Origin of the sequence: Spirulina sp. 06S082, assembly GCF_034932145.1 — a bacterium.
Classification (GTDB): domain Bacteria; phylum Cyanobacteriota; class Cyanobacteriia; order Cyanobacteriales; family Spirulinaceae; genus CCY15215.
Window position 1 is genome coordinate 1 of the sequence record NZ_JAYGHV010000003.1, and the last position, 19,842, is coordinate 19,842.

The 19,842-nt window shown below is 40.3% G+C and carries 17 protein-coding genes, 1 tRNA gene, 1 other RNA gene and 2 pseudogenes; 8 read left to right on the forward strand and 13 right to left on the reverse strand.

Annotation, left to right across the window (positions count from 1 at the left end; all coding sequences use genetic code 11):
- Both VB714_RS00550 and VB714_RS00555 read right to left on the reverse strand, forming a co-directional pair.
- Nucleotides 1-701: ABC transporter substrate-binding protein (locus VB714_RS00550; protein ID WP_323220100.1), on the reverse strand; the 701-nt coding region annotated here is incomplete at its 3' end.
- Between the two features lie 44 nt (nucleotides 702-745).
- Nucleotides 746-943 (reverse strand): hypothetical protein, encoded by a 198-nt coding sequence (locus VB714_RS00555; RefSeq protein WP_323220102.1) that lies wholly within the window; start codon nucleotides 941-943, stop codon nucleotides 746-748.
- Nucleotides 944-1,002: 59 nt separating this feature from the next.
- Between VB714_RS00555 and VB714_RS27255 the strand changes: the two are divergent.
- The 3 genes and pseudogenes from VB714_RS27255 to sir form a co-directional block, all read left to right on the forward strand.
- Nucleotides 1,003-1,113 (forward strand): annotated as a pseudogene (locus VB714_RS27255) (Uma2 family endonuclease); the annotation flags it as partial.
- Nucleotides 1,114-1,327: 214 nt separating this feature from the next.
- Complete coding sequence (locus tag VB714_RS00565; protein WP_323220106.1) at nucleotides 1,328-1,855, forward strand: hypothetical protein; 528 nt, start codon at nucleotides 1,328-1,330, stop codon at nucleotides 1,853-1,855.
- A 132-nt stretch (nucleotides 1,856-1,987) separates the two neighbouring features.
- On the forward strand, nucleotides 1,988-3,910 hold the full coding sequence (sir, locus tag VB714_RS00570) for a sulfite reductase, ferredoxin dependent (RefSeq protein WP_323220108.1): 1,923 nt from the start codon (nucleotides 1,988-1,990) through the stop codon (nucleotides 3,908-3,910).
- Between the two features lie 65 nt (nucleotides 3,911-3,975).
- Here sir and ssrS read toward each other — a convergent pair.
- Nucleotides 3,976-4,160: non-coding RNA, 6S RNA (gene ssrS, locus VB714_RS00575), on the reverse strand.
- Nucleotides 4,161-4,286: 126 nt separating this feature from the next.
- Between ssrS and VB714_RS00580 the strand changes: the two genes are divergently transcribed.
- Nucleotides 4,287-4,371, forward strand: a tRNA-Leu gene (locus VB714_RS00580).
- A gap of 51 nt (nucleotides 4,372-4,422) precedes the next feature.
- Here the strand turns inward: VB714_RS00580 and VB714_RS00585 are convergent.
- Nucleotides 4,423-5,076: a DUF4033 domain-containing protein gene (locus VB714_RS00585; protein WP_323220110.1), complete on the reverse strand. Its 654-nt coding sequence runs from the start codon at nucleotides 5,074-5,076 to the stop codon at nucleotides 4,423-4,425.
- 532 nt (nucleotides 5,077-5,608) lie between these two features.
- On the opposite strand from VB714_RS00585, the gene VB714_RS00590 reads away from it, so the two are divergent.
- Nucleotides 5,609-6,649, forward strand: a complete 1,041-nt coding sequence (locus VB714_RS00590; protein WP_323220112.1) for a serine/threonine-protein kinase — start codon at nucleotides 5,609-5,611, stop codon at nucleotides 6,647-6,649.
- Between the two features lie 7 nt (nucleotides 6,650-6,656).
- On the opposite strand, the gene VB714_RS00595 is transcribed toward VB714_RS00590, so the two are convergent.
- The 9 genes and pseudogenes from VB714_RS00595 to VB714_RS00635 all read right to left on the reverse strand — a co-directional run bounded on the left by VB714_RS00595 (nucleotide 6,657) and on the right by VB714_RS00635 (nucleotide 15,990).
- A complete protein-coding gene (locus VB714_RS00595) occupies nucleotides 6,657-7,721 on the reverse strand; it encodes a folate-binding protein (RefSeq protein ID WP_323220114.1) in 1,065 nt (354 codons plus the stop codon).
- A 32-nt stretch (nucleotides 7,722-7,753) separates the two neighbouring features.
- On the reverse strand, nucleotides 7,754-8,137 hold the full coding sequence (locus VB714_RS00600; RefSeq protein WP_323220116.1) for a hypothetical protein: 384 nt from the start codon (nucleotides 8,135-8,137) through the stop codon (nucleotides 7,754-7,756).
- A 52-nt stretch (nucleotides 8,138-8,189) separates the two neighbouring features.
- Entirely contained in the window at nucleotides 8,190-10,097 is a 1,908-nt protein-coding gene (locus VB714_RS00605; protein WP_323220190.1) for a Bpu10I family restriction endonuclease, read from the reverse strand.
- A gap of 15 nt (nucleotides 10,098-10,112) precedes the next feature.
- Nucleotides 10,113-10,340 (reverse strand): annotated as a pseudogene (locus tag VB714_RS00610) (DNA methyltransferase); the annotation flags it as partial.
- A gap of 84 nt (nucleotides 10,341-10,424) precedes the next feature.
- Nucleotides 10,425-10,925, reverse strand: a complete 501-nt coding sequence (locus VB714_RS00615; RefSeq protein ID WP_323220118.1) for a DUF2283 domain-containing protein — start codon at nucleotides 10,923-10,925, stop codon at nucleotides 10,425-10,427.
- 65 nt (nucleotides 10,926-10,990) lie between these two features.
- Nucleotides 10,991-12,517 (reverse strand): ferredoxin:protochlorophyllide reductase (ATP-dependent) subunit B, encoded by a 1,527-nt coding sequence (bchB, locus tag VB714_RS00620; protein WP_323220120.1) that lies wholly within the window; start codon nucleotides 12,515-12,517, stop codon nucleotides 10,991-10,993.
- A 212-nt stretch (nucleotides 12,518-12,729) separates the two neighbouring features.
- A complete protein-coding gene (locus VB714_RS00625; RefSeq protein WP_323220122.1) occupies nucleotides 12,730-13,524 on the reverse strand; it encodes an FkbM family methyltransferase in 795 nt (264 codons plus the stop codon).
- Between the two features lie 120 nt (nucleotides 13,525-13,644).
- Nucleotides 13,645-14,280 (reverse strand): class I SAM-dependent methyltransferase, encoded by a 636-nt coding sequence (locus VB714_RS00630; protein WP_323220124.1) that lies wholly within the window; start codon nucleotides 14,278-14,280, stop codon nucleotides 13,645-13,647.
- A 33-nt stretch (nucleotides 14,281-14,313) separates the two neighbouring features.
- Nucleotides 14,314-15,990 carry a hypothetical protein gene (locus VB714_RS00635; protein ID WP_323220127.1) on the reverse strand — a complete coding sequence of 559 codons (1,677 nt, stop codon included), beginning with the start codon at nucleotides 15,988-15,990 and terminating at the stop codon, nucleotides 14,314-14,316.
- Nucleotides 15,991-16,215: 225 nt separating this feature from the next.
- Between VB714_RS00635 and VB714_RS00640 the strand changes: the two genes are divergently transcribed.
- The 3 genes from VB714_RS00640 to VB714_RS00650 all read left to right on the forward strand — a co-directional run bounded on the left by VB714_RS00640 (nucleotide 16,216) and on the right by VB714_RS00650 (nucleotide 19,819).
- On the forward strand, nucleotides 16,216-17,763 hold the full coding sequence (locus VB714_RS00640) for a pitrilysin family protein (protein ID WP_323220129.1): 1,548 nt from the start codon (nucleotides 16,216-16,218) through the stop codon (nucleotides 17,761-17,763).
- Nucleotides 17,764-17,810: 47 nt separating this feature from the next.
- Nucleotides 17,811-19,277: a pitrilysin family protein gene (locus tag VB714_RS00645; protein WP_323220131.1), complete on the forward strand. Its 1,467-nt coding sequence runs from the start codon at nucleotides 17,811-17,813 to the stop codon at nucleotides 19,275-19,277.
- A gap of 71 nt (nucleotides 19,278-19,348) precedes the next feature.
- A complete protein-coding gene (locus VB714_RS00650) occupies nucleotides 19,349-19,819 on the forward strand; it encodes a hypothetical protein (RefSeq protein ID WP_323220133.1) in 471 nt (156 codons plus the stop codon).
- Nucleotides 19,820-19,842: the final 23 nt, after the last annotated feature.

The following is a 19,842-nucleotide window of genomic DNA, read 5'->3' on the forward strand; positions in this document are numbered from 1 at the left end:
ATGGCATCAAGATTTTGTCCGCTTTCTTTTAATCTCTGTAAATCTTGAATAATGCGTTCGGTTGCTTTTTCAGTATTTTCATTACGATTTATTTTTTGTTCGCCTACTAATTGGCGATCGAATGAATTGAGTTGAGTTTTAATTGCTTTTGTTAAGGTTAAGCTGTAAGGATCATCTTCATAGATCGTATAAATATTCTTCGCGTTCATGACATACTCAAGATAGTTTGCAAGAAATTTTCCTTGCTCTGTGTTACTGAAGATAGTACGAAAATACCACTTATTATTGGTAATCTTATCTGCAGTTGCACTTCCACTAATTGCAGGAATTCCATATTTCTGATAAATTTTCCCGGCTTCTAAAGAATTTTTGCTTGTATAATGTCCAAGTACAGCAACAGCAGCAGAATCGACAATTTCTTTCGCGGTAACTTCTGGATCGAGTCGATCGTCATGAATTTCTAATAGCAGTTGTTTTCCATTCACTCCTCCTGCTGCATTAATTTTATCGAAATATAGTTGAACACCGTCAATTATTTGTCCTCCTGTAAAATTTTCAGCCCTATCCTGTGTGGAAACAGCGATCGCGATCGTAATTGTTTCTTGTTTAAAGAGGTTGGGTAAAAATTGTATGGCAATAATACCTATCAAAACAAGTAGAAACAATATCTCGAAATAGTTCTTTTTTGTCCAGTTTTTCATTACGTTTCAAAATTAAAAATTAAAAATTACTGTATACTGTTCTGTCAAAGCCAAACTCTAGGCGCGATCGCCTTTTCTCCAAAATTGGATTGACGGTAAAACTGCCAAGTTTGTATAAACCAATTTTTTGCCTCTGTTACTGATGCCCCACGATAGCGACAAAGCAAGCCATTTCCTTGCATTTGCGTGACTCCTGCTTCTCCTTGTCTTTGATTATTTGTCCAGAGTTGCTGTTGCCGCATTGTTAATCCCTAAGTCTACACTACAAACATATACAGATGAAGAATATCAAGAAACCGAGCGATCGCAACTTTTACCCGATCTCAATCTCGATTTACTTCATCGCTGTATTAGGATTGAGAATCACGCACGATCGCTGCGAGAATTTCGTGCAGAAATTGGCATGAGATAAAAAAAGTTTGTAGAGGCATAAAAGTTTACATCTAATCTCTTTGTATGTGAACTTCCCTTTTTTTACAGACTATATATTGTAGAGCAAAAAAACAAACAATTGTGCATCTTTTTCAAGCGTCACAGGGATAAAAAAGTAAATAAAATCTAGGAACTTTTCTATTTTTGAAACGACAAAAGAAACACGCAACAAAAATAAATTGAGGGATTTAACCATGCAACGACTATTAATCAAAAGCGCGATCGCGATCGCCGCAATCTCTACTGCTTTATTCTCAGCCAATGCCGCATTTGCCGAACAAGATAATAAACCCGGCACTGATGCCACATATATTGGCGCTGGGGTTTCTGCGGGCGTAACCAATGGGGGACAAACTGGGGATGCTGCTACTTTTGGGGGCAATATTCAAGGACGTTTTGCGGTTCCTGAAGCCCCGGTTTCTGTCAGAGGGGCAATTCTCTTTAGCGATGAAACCAGCGCCCTGATGCCCATCGTTTCTTACGATATTCCTATTACGAATAACGCTAATGTTTACGTGGGTGGTGGCTATTCTTTTGTGGAAGCAGACGGACAACCCACCCCATTGGGCAATCGTAACTCGGTTGTTCTCACCGCCGGGGCTGAGGCACAATTTGGAGATAGCATCATCGTTTATGGCGATACGAAATGGGGGATCGATGCTTATCAAAACAGTTCCGCCGATGCCCTTAGTTTTCAAGGTGGTGTAGGCTACAAATTCTAGCTTAAGGAATCGTAAACTAGAAAGTGCGATCGCGCCCTCGCTGAGTTGGTATAATAGGGAGTCTAAAACGCCAGAATGCTTAAGGTTTTCTGGCGTTTCCCTGCCAAAACGATCGCCATAATTTAATTTCCTATGGTTCAAACACCTACCGCCCCTGCCAAAGTTTCTCGACTGGAGGGCATTAAAGAACGCAGTAATTGTTTACGCGAACCCCTAGCGACAGAACTGTTAAACGATTCCACCCATTTCAGCGAAGATGCCATTCAAATCCTGAAATTTCACGGTTCCTATCAACAAGATAATCGGGATAATCGAGTCAAAGGGCAAGAAAAAGACTATCAGATGATGTTGCGAACCCGCAGCCCTGGCGGTTATATTCCCCCAGAACTTTACTTAACTTTAGATCGCTTGGCGGATGAATACGGCAATCATACCTTGAGAATCACTACCCGCCAAGGATTTCAAGTTCACGGCATTCTCAAAAAGAATTTAAAAGCCACCATCAGCGCGATCGTTCACAATTTAGGATCGACTTTGGGTGCCTGCGGCGATCTCAATCGTAACGTCATGGCACCCCCAGCCCCTTACAAAAACCGCCCTGAATATGTATTGGCGCAAGAATATGCTAATAAAATCGCCGATTTGCTGACACCGCAAACTGGGGCATATTACGAGATTTGGTTGGATGGGGAAAAAGTCATCAGTGGGGAAGAAGCCCCGGAAGTAAAAGCAGCCAGGCAGCGCAATGGCAATGGGACGATCTTCCACGACAAAGAAGAACCCATTTACGGCACCCAGTATATGCCTCGCAAGTTCAAATGTAGCGTCACGGTACCGGGGGATAATTCCATTGACCTCTATACCCAAGATGTGAGTTTTGTGGTCATGACAGACGAACGAGGGGAATTGCAAGGCTTTAATGTCTTTGCTGGGGGAGGAATGGGAAGAACCCATAATAAGGAAGAAACCTTTGCACGGATGGCGGACGAGATCGGCTATATTGCCAAGGAGGATGTTTACGATCTGCTTAAAGCTATTGTTGCGACTCAACGAGACTATGGCGATCGCGTTCAACGCCGTCATGCGAGAATGAAATATCTCCTCAATGATTGGGGGGTAGACAAGTTTAAAGCGCAGGTTGAGAAATATTTCGGTAAAACTATCGAACCGTTGAAACCTTTGCCGGCATGGAAATATGAGGATTTTTTAGGCTGGCACGAACAGGGCGACGGTAAGTTATTCTTGGGCGTTTCCGTCGAAAACGGTCGGGTTAAAGATGAAGGGAAATTCCGCTTAAAAGCAGCTTTAAAGGAAATTGTAGAGACTTTTAATATTCCCATGCTGCTGACGGCCAATCACAATATTACCCTGTACGAAATTGCTCCAGAAGCGCGGGAAAAAATTGAGAGTATTTTGGTGCAGCATGGTGTCATTGTCGATCCTGGTGCGATCGCGCCCCTCGTCCGTTATTCAATGGCTTGTCCGGCACTCCCCACCTGCGGTTTAGCGATTACGGAGTCAGAACGGGTATTACCAAGCATTTTAGACCGCATTCAAGCCCTATTAAAGAAATTAGGCATGGGAAACGAGGAAATCGTCATTCGCATGACTGGATGCCCCAATGGTTGCGCCCGTCCCTATATGGCAGAATTAGGATTTGTGGGTAGTGCGCCAAAAGCCTATCAGATTTGGTTGGGAGGAAGCCCCAATCAAACTACTTTAGCGCGGCCTTTTGTGCAGAAAATGCCCATAGATGATTTAGAAACTTTCCTCGAACCTTTATTTGTTTATTTCAAAACAGATCGAAAACCTGGGGAAAGTTTTGGGATTTTCTGCGATCGCGTCGGTTTTGAAGCCTTACGAGAGTATGGGGAAAATTATCAGCCAGCGCCCCAGCCAATTAAATCCCGTCGTCCCCAAGGGCGTAAAATTCGCTATCGGGTGGGGATTTATGACGAAATTTACGATCGCATCAAAGTTGCAGCCAAAGAAAAGAATGTTTCCATGACTCAGCTTGTCGGTGATGCGTTAGAGAAATATCTCGCCGATCTTTAACACAACTGGTGAGGGATAAAAAATCCCCCTAGCAGCCAAACCACTAGGGGGATTTTTAAAGAATTGGTTCACCGCTTCGCCGTTTTACCTCAGTTTTTGACCTGGGCAAACCCAGGTGGGTGTCGTGTCTGCTGCATAAAGTTTCCGAGTACAAGCTCGGTTTACTGCCGCGCAAACGATTAAGGACTCCCTTATTATCAAAGCATAGATCTAAAAACAATATTGGCAGTCACCAACGTTGCAGCCGAACCAACTCTATTTTAGTCAATTTTGCCGGAAAGAGGAACAAAGAAGCAAAATAAAAAAATGCGATCGCGAGATGCTCCATTCTATTTTAAAATCTGCTATACTATATAACTGTCGAAAAAATTAACTCGGGGGCGTGGCGGAATGGTAGACGCTGCGGACTTAAAATCCGTTGACCTTTATCGGTCGTGAGAGTTCAAGTCTCTCCGCCCCCACTGCTTTAGCCCTTCTTTAATAATGAACAGGAAATCATTAACTCTTACACTCTATTTTTGCACTTTAGGACAGGGTTTTAGGGATTGTTTTCCTAAAGAACACTGGTTTGCTAAACAAGGCTGGCTGTAGGCTCGATCTTCCTCTGGAGGAGGGGGAGTCTGTCCAAAAATCATCTCGCAACTGAGGTCTTCAAAATTGGGAATCATGGTGAGGGGAATGCCAAATTTTTCTGTAAAGAATTCTTGAGTCGGAATTTTGCACATATTCACGCACATTCCCACGCAACCACTGTTCTCTAAATATCTACATTTTTTAATATGAATGCCACTTTTTTGGCTTTTTATGGTTTCATTTTCTGTGGGAATTTCTACTGCAACGACCTCACAAGAACCTACTAACCATTGAAATAAATTCGCCCCAAACCAAGCATTAAGTTCGCAAACTAATTTAGTCGGCGAAAAAACACTCCGCACGATCGCCAGAATTTGTTCGGGGACTAGGGACTGTAAAACAACTGCAACAAGTTCTTGCTGTTCCTTGGGGGTGCGACCGCGTACAATCTGTTCGGATAGGTCTACAAAGCCGTCATAACCCTTTAGTTTCGTTGTTTTATCCAAGACGATCGCCATTTTGTGGGTAAATAACGCGATAAATAGGCGATCGAAAAGATTATCATTGTAAATTTCCGGTGCGGTAGTATTCATCGAAAAATTGGGTAGAAACCCCGTCCTTATAGGACGGCTTTATATTAGTTTAGCTACCGCCTTGGAGTTGTTTAATTAGGGTGCTTTTGCATTGCACTTTTAACAGGACAATTACTGTATCTAATTAAACAACCCTGTACGCATAGCGGTTTTGCTCTTTCGAGCCTCCCTTTCGGGGTAATGTTAGCTTCGACAATGTTATTAGGGCTTGTTAGGTTAGCAGCACTATTTCAGTGACCTTAAAATTGTTTAACTGCTAACGACAGAGCGAGGAACTAGCTTCGCATTCCCAGGTGTCGTGACCCAAATAACGTAGTACGCTGGGTACTTAGTCTGGTCAGAATGGCTTGTCAGATTTCTCTTTCAAGCCTCACGCCTTTAGGCTGAGGTTCCTGACCGCCAAACTTTCACCCTATTGGTTTTTATGCCTTTCTATCATATCGCTTCCAACAGTGAAGATTCGCGATCGCGATAATTTCTCTCCCTGAGTCATACCATAGAAGGAGGAAATATTGTTTGCATTTCTGCACCCATGAGTTATTGTGTCGATCCCAACTGTTCTCAACCGGAAAATCCCGATGATGCGAAATATTGTCATGCTTGTGGGGGAGAATTAAAGCTCAAAGATCGCTATCGCACTCTCAAACCTTTGGGACAAGGGGGTTTTGGGAAAACATTTCTGGCGATCGACGAAGATAAACCTTCACAACCTTATTGCGTGATTAAGCAATTTTTTCCCCTCGCAACTGGAAAAAGTGCGATCGCCAAAGCCGCAGAATTGTTTCAACGAGAAGCAATTCAGTTGGATGAGTTGGGAAGTCATCCCCAAATTCCCGATTTATTGGCTTATTTTTCTTTGCGCGATCGCCAATATTTGGTACAGGAATTCATTGCGGGGGATCATTTAGGGAGAGAAGTTGGAAAATTAGGCATATTTGATGAAATTAAAGTTCGGGCTTTATTGGAAAATCTCCTCCCCGTGTTAGCATTTGTCCACGAACATCAAGTCATTCATCGCGATATTAAACCGGAAAATATTATTCGCCGTCAAAGCGATCGCTTGTTATTTTTGGTCGATTTTGGTGCATCTAAAGTCATTAATGCGGAAACTTTGCAAGAAACGGGAACGGCGATCGGATCTGCGGGATTTTTGGCACCGGAACAGGCGATCGGTCGGGCAACTTATGCCAGCGATATTTATAGTTTGGGGGTGACTTGTATTAGTTTATTAACGGGTTTGCATCCTTTCGATCTCTTCGATATTCATGAGGGATCGTGGACATGGAAAAAATATCTAAAGCACCCTATTCGTGCAGATTTAGGACAAATTCTTGATAAGATGTTAATGGCAGCAATGAGTCAGCGCTATGGTTCTATCTCAGAAATATTGCAAGATTTGCAAACAATTTCTACTGCGATCGATTTGGAGTTAGAACAGTTACAAACTCAATTTACTGGGGTAAGTTCACAAAAGGCGATCGCGCCTCCTACAGGAACATCTCAAAGCCAAATCGATCGCGAATTAGAAGAACTACAATCGGAATATTGGGGACAAAATAAAACAACCAATTGAGTATAAATTAGGATTGCTTGCCTTCATAATATTCGTGACTTAAAAATGGTACAGCAATCAATTCTCCTGTACTTTCACCTATTTTAACTTTTAAACCTTCTCCTCCTACTTTTGTTTTCAAATAAGCCAACCCTAATGACCCTTCGTTAGTATCGATAGAACTGGTAATTTTACCCACTTTTTTTTCCTCAATAATAATAGGAGTATCTGGTGCAACAGGTGCATCTAACTTGATCCCCCATAAGCGTTGTTTGACTCCTTTATAAGTATTAAGACGGGCGACAGTTTCTTGACCGATATAACAGCCTTTCTCAAAAGAAATCCTACTCCATAAACCCGCTTCTAAAGGATTGTATTCATCTGTTAATTCGGCTTTAGGAAGAGGTCTTCCTTGTTGAATTCGCAACTGTTCCCAAAGGCGATCGCCGGCAGGTATTGCTCCTTTTTTTACCAATTTGTCCCACAGTTTCCCTGCACTTGTCCCAGGCATTATCAAAGTATATCCAGGCAGTCCCAAACCATTTCCTACTGCAATTCTCACCTCCTCTCCCGCTAAGTTAAATTGGGTATGATTGCCCTCTAACTGACTCGATAACCCCTCTAAACCCAGATTTTTAGCAAAATCTTCACTTCCCTCGCCAATCAGGGTAAAAATCGCCATTTCTGCGGAAATATCCGTTAATTTAACGCGATCCATCGGGAAAAGATAGCGATCCAACCATTTCATCATCGATTGATTTTGACCAGGAGAAAGCCAAAGCAATAACTCTTCTTCTGTCGCGTAAACTGTTGCGAGATCGATTGTTCTAGCTGTAGAGGTCACAAATACCGTTTGACAGCCTTCTCCGGGTTGCAAGCGTTTAATATCGTTGGTACTTTGATTGTGGAGAAATTGGATTCTATCTTCTCCCGTCAGTCGAATTAGTCCAGAATTAGAGCGATCGCACAAGATAACACCCTTTTTAATCGCTGACAAAGCCGCTAAATCATTGCCAAAACTATTAGGAATCGTAGATTCTCCCTCAAAAACTGCTCCTAAACTGACCTGAATTTCTTGCAATGTTTGTGTCATATTCCGAATAACCGATAACTGATGACTAAATACTAGGATAAATCGGCAAAAATTGCATCTACCAATTGTTTGACTTTATCATCGAGTATATTCCAATCCACCTCTCCTTGTTCATCAAACAAGCGCAAGTCAATCTCAACTTCGACTTCCCCCTCGGGTTGGCAATGAGAAGGGGGAGGATAATTGAGAAAACAGGCTTGAAAGCATAAATCCCAAATATCGAAGGTAAGCGATCGCTTTTCATAAGTCAAGCGCAGTCGATGACCCGGAAAAGGTTCTTGAATATCCTCATAAGTCCCCTTCCAGCGAGAAGTATCAAGCTGCGTCCTAATATTATCGATAACGCGAATTAAGGAAGGCTGCATGAGAATTTGGGCTTTCTCCCAATCTTGAGTTGTTTTAAATTTAGGTTTCATTGATTTGTTGGGGTTTCTAGAGTTTGATACTATTTGTGTTATCCTTTTATTTTTAAAAATGACCGCGATCGAGAACGCGATCGATAGATGGACTCGAATCATCAATTATAGTTTGAATTTTATCGATCATTCTTTGAAAAACATCAGCATAATATTTTGAAGAATCCAAAAATTCTTCATACTCCGATCGATGGATATATCTTGCTTCTGGTGTTTTATATTCTTGTCTAAGATTAGCTGACATTCGCTTTGATTTGCGGACAATGAGAACATCATCAATCTGTGTTGACACAATTGAAACAGGCTTCATATCCAAAAATTCACAAATCAAAAAATATAGAGAACCAGGAACAGCTATTTTTAAGTCTCTGCTTGTTGCAACAGCTTCTTGAAACATAGTTTTATCTAAATTAGTTTTACATTCTGCACAAATATAACCAAGATGAGATTCAATTAACTGATATTGTTGAAAATTTGGCTCGAAAGATGTTTTGAGATATAACTTTTTCCCTAATATAAAATCTTGATCTTTAGAACGAATTGATGGTTTACCTGCATCGCCAAGATCGCCAATAGATGAAGAAAAACTCAGACCAGAAAAGGTTTTCTTTGGTCCCAACTCAAAGGATTCATCAATTCCTCGTAAACTGCGAAACATAAGATGAGGTAAAAACTCTTCTAAAATTGTATTGTCTAACTTTAGTTGTCCTTTTTGTCTGTAGAGAAAATTCTTGGAACTATCAAATATAAGATCGAGTTCCACAAACTTTTTATATCGATTGGTTGCATCTACCAATTTCTGAATACTATTAATTTGTCCACATTCAACTAACTTCAATTCCTCGATCCATTCGTGATATTTTTTGATTGCTTCTTCAACGCGATCGCGATCGGCACTAGGTAAGCGAGGATTATTCAGACAAGCTATTAACTTTGTATAATGCGGCTGTGGTAATTCAGGCATAGTTTTACTACAATGAAGTAATAGAGGAAGTGATGCTGATTTAAGTTCAATTTTTTCAAATTGATAGATATTTTCTTTGGGATTTAGAATTTTTGTTTTGCCAATATCAAAAACTTTTTCAATCGTATCTTCTAAATAAGTATGATTTTTGGGAGAAACTTGGCCAATGCTTTTTTCTAAAACATCGAGAGCCACATTTCTCGCAATAGAAGAAATATCTGTATGACAATTCTTTAAATTGCTAAAGTTTAGAATATCTTCTCTAATAATTTTACCAAATTTATTCTTAAATTCTCTCTTCTGCCTTAAAATTTTTTCATATAAACCCGATGCAATTCCAATTCTTTCAATAATGTCGGCATTATTGAAAGGAACACCTAGGACTTTAGATTCATATCCAACAATTAAAATAATACGGGCAAATTTCTTACTAACTCTTGAAAGTTCCTGTAAAACATCTGCCATATCTAAACAATATTGAACAACAGTATAAAAGCGATTTCCTCGATTAGCTCTATTTGAGCCAATTTCAGATTTTGCTATTTTTAGAACATCCCATCCTAAAATTTCAACAGATTTTCTATAATTTTGATGATAGTTAAAAACATTAATGTAAGGTGGAGAAGTGATAACAAAATCAACTATATTGTTATGAATAGGGAGTTGTCTTGCATCAGAAAAATCAACTTTAATTGCTTTGTGAGAGAAAGATAAACCTTCAATTATTTTAACTAAACAGAAAAACTTTTTTTGGATCAAATCACTGGTAATTTGATTTTTTCCTAGATCGAGAAGAATAATTAATGCTTCAAATAATATTTTTGTTTCCCGATCGAGTTCGCTGTCAATTTTCAGTATTGTCTCTTCTAAATTTTCAATAGTTTGTCCATATTCCATTAATATTCTTACAGGAAACTCTCGTTCTAGTTTTTCTCTAAACCGATCTATAACATCTTTTTTATTAGATTTATTAATAAACTCGTAGGTTTTACTCATCAGTAACGCGGCTGGATTAATTTCAAAACCATAGGCTGCAAGAGATAAATTCCCCGATTCAAATAAAACCGTTCCGCTTCCTGCAAAAGGATCGAGGACAATTGAATCAGGGAGACAGTAAAATTTGAGAAAAGTCTCAATCAACTGTGGAGAAAATTGACCGCGCCATGCAAATAAGTTTTTTCTCTTTTTATCAACAATATTTAATAATTTCTGTGGGATCGGCTTATCGAATTCTTTCAATTTTCGCTATTCCTTATGTCTAAATTCTATCACCTATATTTCTCCTTAATCAATCTAGGAAATTTCACGAAATAAACTTGCGAGTTAATGCGTTGAAAATTCAAGAGATTTTATACCATTCACTCTCTTTTTGATAATTTTATCAATTGTAGGATTAAGCACTTGTTCAATTTGATTATCTTGGCTATAAATTACGACCTCACACCATTGGACTTTGGCAATGCCAAGAGCATATTTTAATGCACTTTCCCGATCTGTAAAAATTCTTGCAGGCAATTCTTCATTTCTTTCAATTACACCCCATCCTTCTTCATGAGGTAAGACTTTTAAATGATGATTCAATTCTTGTTGAATGCGCTTTCGCAATCCAATTAAAGTAATGCCAACTACACGATCTCCTTCCTCATTGTAACGTGCAAGTACGCCATCTTCAATTTCAACAGCAACTGCTTCAGCCGGATCGCCCAAAGAAAGATATAATACATCGGCTTCCTTATCATAAAATCCTGTAATTTTATCAGAATCTTCAAGAATCTTTATGTTGTCCATATAATTTGTTTCCCCGATAATGGTTTTTTCTGTCATTTTCTCTAGAAAATATTCAAACAGGAAAGGACACTCAAACAAATGTCCTTTCCTCTCATCATAGCTTATGCGCCTACAGCTTCTTTGGCTGCATACATAACCTCTAAGGTGATTTCGCCGATATCGCGATCGCGGGCAAATTTCTCGGTATTGCGCTTGACTTTTCCGCGCACAAAACCAGGAATTTTATTCAATTCTCCTTTTGCTTCTTTACTCCAATTGAGATCGGAATCCGCCGAAATTCCTTTAGTAATTACTTCCTTGGTATCGTGACCGCCAAATATTTCTAAGAGGTGATCTTCCATGCCTAAAGTAAAGGAATTATAGACCAAATCGGCAATTTGATTAGTGCCTTCATAGCCCATAAATGGACTGTAACCGATGGGGAAATTTTGGATGTGAATCGGTGCCGCAATGACCCCACAAGGTATGCTTAAACGCTTACCCACGTGCCGTTCCATCTGAGTTCCAAAGATAGCAGAAGGCTCGATCCGCGCGATCGCATCGCCAATTTCTCCATTGTCGTTACTAATCAAAACTTCATCGCAATATTCGCTAACTTGTTCCTTGAACCAGTCTGCATCGTACTTGCAATACGTTCCCGCAAGAACGACATGAATGCCCATTTCTCGTGCTAGAATTTTGGTCATTGCTGCTGCATGAGTATTATCCCCAAAAACTACAGCTTTTTTACCCGTTAAATTCTGACAGTCAATGGAACGAGAGAACCATGCTGCTTGAGATACATAACGAGTTTGATTGTCGATAAAACTTTCGTAGTTAATATCTGCACCTTGCTCATTAAGTATCTTTTGTATGAGGCGAATACAGCGAGCAGTTTCAACAACTCCCATCGGTGTAATATCAACATAAGGCATATCAAATTCCTTTTGTAAATATTCTACCGTCATCATGCCCAATTCCCGATAAGGAGCGAGATTAAACCATGCTTTCGGCAGGTTTTTAAGCTCATTAACACTGGCACCTTCAGGAATCACTGCATTCACTTCAATTCCCAAATCTGTCATCAAACGCTTCAATTCCGTGCAGTCGTGTTGGTTGTGAAAACCAAGGGTAGAAACGCCGATAATGTTAACTGAAGGTTTCTCGGTTTTCCCTTCAGGAAGTTCGCCTTTTTTACGCGCTTTCTCAATGTAAAATTCAACGATTTGTTGGAGAGTCCGATCGCCAGCTTGCAATTCATTGACTCGATAGTGATTGACATCCGCCAGCATAACATCGCCTTTTGAGTCTAATTGCGCGCGATCGACAAAGTTTTGTAAATCTTCTTGCAAAATACTCGAAGTACAGGTAGGAGTCAGAACAATGAGATCGGGGGTTTCTTCTTGGTCTTTGCGGGTAATATTATCGACGACTTTTTCTTGAGAACCTCGCGCTAAAACATTGCGATCGACAACACTGATTGTAACGGGGGTAAACTCTCGTTCTCGTTCCAACATCGATCGCATGACGTTAAAATAATCATCCCCCAAAGGTGCGTGCATGATCGCATGGACATTTTTAAAAGAACTCGCAATGCGTAAGGTGCCAATGTGCGCGGGTCCAGCATACATCCAATAAGCCAATTTCATAAAAGATTGCCTCCAGCAAGTAATTGTAATATTTCGTAATGTTTGTCTGTTCGTTGCTAGAGCATTGTCTCAGAAATTTGGGCGATCGCAATTTTTGACGCATTCTCTTTATAAATGCTGCGTAAAACCTTGTATTTCTTGATGTTCGCTGCTTTTGCCAACTATTTAAACAACAAAATCATTGTTTAAATGAAATAATTCTTAATTCTTCTTTATTTTTGTTTGTCTCCATAACTTTTATCTTGTCGTAAGCTATGATCCCGAGGAACGAACATAAAATCGACATTCCACATCGCCAAGTCGAGAGGACGACGCCAAAAACCACAAATATCATAAGTCTCCCAATTGCGTTGGCTAAACCATTGCACCACTTCAGAGAGTAAAGGCGTTCCTTGATAAAGCTCTAAAACCGCAAGTTCTGCAATAATGACTTGAATTCCTGCCAAATTCTCTTCTACACCCTTAAGAATTTCTAACTCGTAACCTTGCACATCTAATTTAACCAAATCCGGTGCCTGACCGTTAAAATCTTTAGCAATGACATCATTCATGGTTCGCATGGGATGATATTTAGGTGGGAGGTTAAAAGAATTCGTCGCATCTAAAATACTCGACGCTGTTTCCGCATCTCCTTCTAACTCATAAAAGGGGATGCGATCGCAATTCTTTTGTCCCAAAAGTACGGGAAAAACCTTGACATTGGGATTTTTCTGTTCTAATTGTTGCAGTTCGACAACGCGATGGGGTAACACTTCAAAACAAGCAATTTGAGCATCCGGCCAAAGCTGAGTACAAAAGTGCGTAAAATCTCCTTTATTTGCACCACCATCAAAAATCAATTTCGGTTTAAAGCCTAAATTGTTAATCCGAATCAATGAACTTTCTATGTTATTAATGCGATTATTTAAAAGTCGATTGCGTTCGTGATCTAGATTAATCTTATAAATGACAGATTTGAGCAGAGATTTGATAAAAGCGATCGCGTCTCGGCTTACATTCCCAACCATTTTTCCTCTCCTCTGGATAGCAGGATTTGAGTTTAGAAAATATCACAAAATTCACCAAGATTTGGCGATCGCAATAAATCTTTACAGAACAAAGGTATTTAAACTGAGATCGGAGAGTTGTTAGTATTTATCTCCAAAAATCAAATAACTACCATAAACAAATTTGAGAGGAAAATAGTAGCCGAGATAGCGAGATAATTTTCCAGAACCCAATATTTGCACCCGAGAAAATCCGTGCATTTGTAAGCGTAATTTGAGAATTTGGGGAAAATGCTGGGTCAAATGACTGACTCCATAAACTGTTCCACCCGTTAATTTGTTTTTGAGATAATGGGGATGAGGTGTAGTTAATAATAAACGTCCCTTTATTTTCAAGATTCTTTGAAATTCACAAAGAGTGCGATCGACATCACTCGGGTATAAATGTTCGAGAAATTCTCCTGCAACAATGGCATCAAAAGATTCATCTTCTTGAGGAATATCATTCGATAATCCATAAATTTTTCCCGTATAGGCATCGGGTAAAGCATTTAATCTGTTTTGAACGCAGTCGAGTCCAAAAATTTCTAAAGTAGGATTGAGGGTTTTTAAACGTTCTCCGCCTCGACCGGTATTGCAGCCAACATCTAAAACTCGCCGTACATTTTGTGGGAAAAATCGACAAAATTGTTCGTATCGTTCTACTGTAAAAGGATCGTCTTCAGAGAACGTTTGTAATTGGTTTTGGCTTTCATATTTCTGTTGAATTTCTTGCATTTTTGTGAATGTAATTTGATTAAAGAATAAAGTCTATTGGGATTTTGTTGCTTGTCGGCAATTTCTGATAATTGTAATCGGAACACCTTGCCTGGAAACATTATGAACGATCGGACATTCGGGAAATAAATCGGGCAATTCGATATAAGGCATGGCAACATAGTAATCGGGACGACCTTTTAAACCATAATCTAAATCAAATTCTATATCTAAAACTTTAAGATCGGGTTTAGCAAACATTTGTCCGATATAAGTCGCACCGCCAATGGAAAGGGTAGAATTAGGCTCGGCATTTTCGTTAACCCATTCTGTCCCCTCTCGTAAAGTTAATCCCCAGTAATCCGTATCAAAACGCCCATGAGCATGACTCAAGCCTCCCGATATGCGACTAAAATAAAGATATTGGTGAGGGTGTAGCGTAATTGTATCAAAAATAATGGGACTAATTAAAACAATGAATAAGGCGATCGCGAATAATTTGCCCCAGTTTTGCCAGATTTTTTGATAAATCCAACTGAGAGTTGCAGCAGCAATAGCCGCAACCCCTGGAATAATAAAGAGAAATTGACGCATTCCCGAGTAAATGTTTGAGTGTAAGACAATGGCAAGGAAAGGAGAAAAGAAAACTTGTAGTAAAACCAAAACAATACAGGCACGTTGTAAATTGGTGAAAACTCGATAGTTTTGAACGATAAAAATTAGACCGAGAAGAAGAGAAACCAGCCAGATAAAAGGATTAGAAAGAAAGAACCATAAGGGCAAATAATACCAAGGATTTTCGCTGGGTTTAATCTCCACTCCTGCAAATAAATTAACCCCCGGCCAGCCATGATTAGAAGTATAGTGAAGCGTATCGAGAAACCAGCCAACAGGATTCGACCAAGAAGCCGGGTAAACTAGGGTTGTTGTCCCCATCCAAGCAATACCAATGAGAAGATAGAAAAGCCAATAACGAGGAATATCTCGCCCAATCTGGGGCAGATCGAACCGTGTCAAACAATGAGCCAGAACAATAAAAAATAATAAGAAAAATCCGCCAATTCGCGTTCCTGTTACTAAACCCACTAAAATACCATACAAGATAGAATAGAGAGTAATTTTATTCCATCCTACTTTGAGTTCCCATTCCTTCCTTTGCAAGTAAAAATTGACTAAAAGTGCGCCCATTAATGTTCCTAGAGTAAACATCGCTGCAAAAGGAATATCTTTAGGATTAAAAAATCCATGCGCCCAAAAACGAGGAAATAAAGCTAAAACAATGGGACCAAACCAAGCATAATCAATACCAACCAGAATACCAACGATCGCGGCAACACAAATATAAGCAATCATAGCCACTAAAAAAGTAACAGGATGCTTAACTTGTAATCGTTCGTAAATAGCTTGAGCCATTCCTGCATCACCTTCCTCGATCGCCTGTGCTTCTAAAGGATTGTGGGATAGTCCTTTGGTTGCATATTCTTTAATTTGAAAAGCAATTTCGCTGGTAACATTAAAAACAATGCCATAGTATTTTAAATCCTTGGGAATTTCGCGACCTCGTGTAATCAGTTCGTAATTGTACTTTACCGTGGAAATTTCTGTCCCTGCATCCCAGCAGACACCATAATCACCAACAGTCGAGAAGCCAATCGTTAACAGCACCAATAAGACCGTTGCCACCTTGAGGAGAGCCAACTTGAGATTGGGTTGTGGGAGAAAAGTTTTCATTACAGAAGTACAGACTTAACTTTGGCTCGATTATCCCATTTTTTTCCCTCCTGCGATCGCGCGATCGAGGCAATTCTGCAATCTTTGTCAAAAAAAGCTATTTTAGGTTAAGGATGTGGAAAAAGATTAAGAATAAAATACGATCTTTCTTAATCTAGACCTACGCATCAATCTTTATCGTACAATAGTGTTATTTATTGCGATCTCTCTTTGTAACTGTCACTAATGAAACGACTAGCGCTTTGGCAAAAACTCTTTTGTTACTTCTGTATTGCGGTTCTGGCTTGGAGTTTGCTTCCCAGCCGTGCTTTCGCCCAACAGACGACCTCGGCTTCTCAAGCGAATCTACAACCCTATCTCGATCGCGCGATCGAAAAGGTAACGGAATTTACCTTGGACAATGGCTTGAAATTCATTGTTTTGGAACGTCACGAAGCCCCAGTTATTTCCTTTGCCACCTATGCTGATGTGGGAGGGGTTGACGAACCTGATGGACAAACAGGAGTTGCTCATTTTCTCGAACACCTTGCCTTTAAAGGAACCAGTCGCATCGGGACTCGAGACTACAAAACCGAAAAATCTCTCCTCGATCGCCTTGATGAACTGGTTGCTGAAAAAAAAGCGGCGATCGCCGGCGATCGCAGCGAAGAAGCCAAAAAACTGGAAGCTGAATTCCTCGAAGTGCAAAAACAGGCTGACGATCTCAGTATTAAAAACCAATTCGGCCAAATCGTCGAACAAGCAGGGGGACAAGGTTTAAATGCAGCAACTTCAATCGATTTCACCGTTTATAGTTATAGTTTGCCCGCCAATAAACTTGAACTTTGGATGTCCCTCGAGTCGGAACGCTTTCTCGATCCCGTCTTTCGCGAATTCTTCAAGGAACAAGATGTTATTCTCGAGGAACGGCGGTGGCGTACCGATAATTCCCCCGTTGGACAGTTGGTTGAAGCCTTTCAAGATGCCGCCTTCACCGTTCACCCCTACAAACGTCCTATTATTGGTTACAACGAAGATATTCGCAATTTAACGCCGGAAGATGTGCGAAATTTTTTCGATATCTATTATGTACCGAATAATATTACCGTAGCCATCGTCGGAGATGTCTATCCCGATCGCGTCCGAGAACTGGCGCAAACTTATTTTAGCCGCTACTCCGCGAAACCTATCCCTCCAGAAGTCACTCTCGTAGAACCTCCGCAACGAGAAACCCGCGAAGTGTCCTTAAAACTCAAGTCTGAACCCATTTACCTAGAAGGCTTTCACCGTCCTTCCCTCAACCATCCCGATAGCGCTGTTTACGATGCGATCGTGGCAATTTTGAGCAACGGTCGCACATCTCGCCTTTATAAATCTTTAGTCGAAGAACAGCAAATTGCTCTCAGTGCATCAGGATTTACGGGATTTCCGGGAGATAAGTATCCTAACTTAATGATGTTGTATGCAACCACGGCTCCCGGCCATACTTTAGAAGAAGTAGAGGCCGCCTTAGATCGGGAAATCGAACGTTTAAAAACAGAACCCGTGACCTTGGAAGAATTAGAACGGGTTAAAACTCAGGCACGTGCCGATGTTCTTTATACTTTAGATTCTAATCAAGGGATGGCTTATTACCTCGTCGAATATCAAGCAAAAACAGGAACTTGGCGCAATTTATTCGAGCAATTGAATAAAATTGGAGCAGTAACTGCCGAGGATATTTTACGGGTTGCTAACCTAACATTCACCTCAGAAAATAAAACCATTGGACGACTTTTGACGGACGAAGAATGAATGCTGAAATGAAATTGTTCTTTTATTCCCTATTCTCTAAAACAAGAATGAAAAAAACACAAAACTATTTCAAGTGGTTGGTATTGTTTGTAAGTACGTTACTTTTGATTGCATTTTCGGCGCGATCGGTGACGGCTGCAACTCCAAAACATTACGACGAACTGGAATTCCCCCCGCTTTCAGAAGTTCAACTTCCTGACTACGATCGCTATCAACTCGATAATGGTATTGTCGTTTATCTCGTCCAAGATCGAGAATTACCTCTTGTGGGAGGAACGGCTTTATTTAAAACCGGTTCTCGTTTAGAACCCGCCGATAAAATCGGTTTAGCCGGACTCACTGGGGCAGTAATGCGGAGTGGAGGAACCCAGAAACATCCTCCCAATGAGTTAAACGAAATCTTGGAAAGTCTTGCCGCTTCTGTGGAAACAGATATTGGAGAAACGTCAGGAAGTGCAGGATTTAATACCCTCAGTGAAGATTTAGAACAAGTTTTTAGTCTCTTTGCTGAAGTCATTCAAGAACCTGCCTTCGATACCGCACAATTTGAGTTAGCAAAAAAGCAGATTGAAGGGGGAATTGCTCGGCGAAATGACGATCCCGATAGTATTGCCAGTCGAGAATTTTCTAAGCTGATTTACGGCGATAAAAGTCCTTATGCTCGTACAATAGAATACGAATATCTCGATAATATTTCTCGGCAAGATTTGATTGATTTTTATCATCGCTCTTTCCGTCCAGAGCAAATGTTGTTAGGAATTATTGGGGACTTCGATCGCGATCGCATGAAAGCCTTAATTGCGGAAAAATTTGGACGTTGGCAACCGAAAGCCACCGATCCATTGCCACCTATTCCCAATATTTCCGATCGACAAAAAAGCGGTACTTTTTTTGTCGAACAACCTCAACTGACCCAAAGTTACATTCAGATCGGTCATTTGGGAGGAATCTTAAAAAATCCTGATTATCCAGCTTTGAGTGTCTTAAATGGGGTCTTAAATGGATTTGGCGGACGATTATTTAATGAAGTGCGATCGCGCCAAGGGTTGGCTTATTCAGTCTATGGGTTTTGGAGTCCTCAATACGATTATCCTGGGATGTTTATTGCGGGAGGACAAACGCGATCGGATGCAACGGTGCCGTTTATTCAAGCCATTTTTAAAGAAATTGAAGTCCTGCGTACTTCCCCCATCTCGCAAGAAGAGTTAGACTATGCGAAAGAGTCTATTCTTAACTCTTTTGTTTTCAACTTTCAAGAACCCGGGCAAACAATTCAACGCTTAATGCGTTATGAATTTTATGGCTATCCTCCGGATTATATTTTCCAATACCAACGAGGAATTAAAGCCACGACTATTGAAGATGTGCAGAGGGTGGCTCAAAAATATCTCTATCCCGATCGCCTCACAACTTTAGTGGTTGGCAATTCAGCAGATATTCAACCGCCTTTGAGCAATTTAGATGATAATGTCAAGATCGTTGATATTACCATTCCCTCTTCTCAAAAAAGTTAAATCGAGCCAAGGTTATGAGTAAATATTAATTGCTCATAACCGCGATCGCCTCTTTTTCATCCTCGATCAAAATGAAAATCAAAAAGACAATCTCAAATCTTGCTATTTATGCTGGTATCTTTACCTTAAGTTATGTTTCTTTGACGACTTTGATGCCCTCGATCGCCTTCGCGCAGAATACCAAAGTCACTCAATGCGATCTTGTTATTAATATTGCCAATGAAGCCGTCACAGCAACACAGTCAGCAACCTCAGACGAAGGTGAAGATGAACTCCAAGCCCTTTTAACGGCTACCAATTTAATTGATGAAGCAGCTAATGACATGGCAAATTTACCCTTAAATGATGATACTTTGAATGGATATCGTCAAGAATTTATCGCCATGTATCGGCAAACCAGCCTCATGACAAGACGTTTTATCGATGCTTTTACAGCAGAAAACCGCGAAGCTGCTTTTGCTGCCCTTGATGGCTTACAAGTTGCTACCGAGGTGGAAGATCGCTTGGTAACAGAACTTAATCGTTATTGCGATCGCACTTAAATTTAATTGATTCCGGCGATCGC

Excerpts from the sequence above, each read along its gene's own strand:
- VB714_RS00555 (WP_323220102.1), bottom strand. The coding sequence starts at position 943 with ATGCGGCAACAGCAACTCTGGACAAATAATCAAAGACAAGGAGAAGCA.
- VB714_RS00565 (WP_323220106.1), top strand. The coding sequence starts at position 1,328 with ATGCAACGACTATTAATCAAAAGCGCGATCGCGATCGCCGCAATCTCT.
- sir (WP_323220108.1), top strand. The coding sequence starts at position 1,988 with ATGGTTCAAACACCTACCGCCCCTGCCAAAGTTTCTCGACTGGAGGGC.
- VB714_RS00585 (WP_323220110.1), bottom strand. The coding sequence starts at position 5,076 with ATGAATACTACCGCACCGGAAATTTACAATGATAATCTTTTCGATCGC.
- VB714_RS00590 (WP_323220112.1), top strand. The coding sequence starts at position 5,609 with ATGAGTTATTGTGTCGATCCCAACTGTTCTCAACCGGAAAATCCCGAT.
- VB714_RS00595 (WP_323220114.1), bottom strand. The coding sequence starts at position 7,721 with ATGACACAAACATTGCAAGAAATTCAGGTCAGTTTAGGAGCAGTTTTT.
- VB714_RS00600 (WP_323220116.1), bottom strand. The coding sequence starts at position 8,137 with ATGAAACCTAAATTTAAAACAACTCAAGATTGGGAGAAAGCCCAAATT.
- VB714_RS00605 (WP_323220190.1), bottom strand. The coding sequence starts at position 10,097 with ATGAGTAAAACCTACGAGTTTATTAATAAATCTAATAAAAAAGATGTT.
- VB714_RS00615 (WP_323220118.1), bottom strand. The coding sequence starts at position 10,925 with ATGACAGAAAAAACCATTATCGGGGAAACAAATTATATGGACAACATA.
- bchB (WP_323220120.1), bottom strand. The coding sequence starts at position 12,517 with ATGAAATTGGCTTATTGGATGTATGCTGGACCCGCGCACATTGGCACC.
- VB714_RS00625 (WP_323220122.1), bottom strand. The coding sequence starts at position 13,524 with ATGGTTGGGAATGTAAGCCGAGACGCGATCGCTTTTATCAAATCTCTG.
- VB714_RS00630 (WP_323220124.1), bottom strand. The coding sequence starts at position 14,280 with ATGCAAGAAATTCAACAGAAATATGAAAGCCAAAACCAATTACAAACG.
- VB714_RS00635 (WP_323220127.1), bottom strand. The coding sequence starts at position 15,990 with ATGAAAACTTTTCTCCCACAACCCAATCTCAAGTTGGCTCTCCTCAAG.
- VB714_RS00640 (WP_323220129.1), top strand. The coding sequence starts at position 16,216 with ATGAAACGACTAGCGCTTTGGCAAAAACTCTTTTGTTACTTCTGTATT.
- VB714_RS00645 (WP_323220131.1), top strand. The coding sequence starts at position 17,811 with ATGAAAAAAACACAAAACTATTTCAAGTGGTTGGTATTGTTTGTAAGT.
- VB714_RS00650 (WP_323220133.1), top strand. The coding sequence starts at position 19,349 with ATGAAAATCAAAAAGACAATCTCAAATCTTGCTATTTATGCTGGTATC.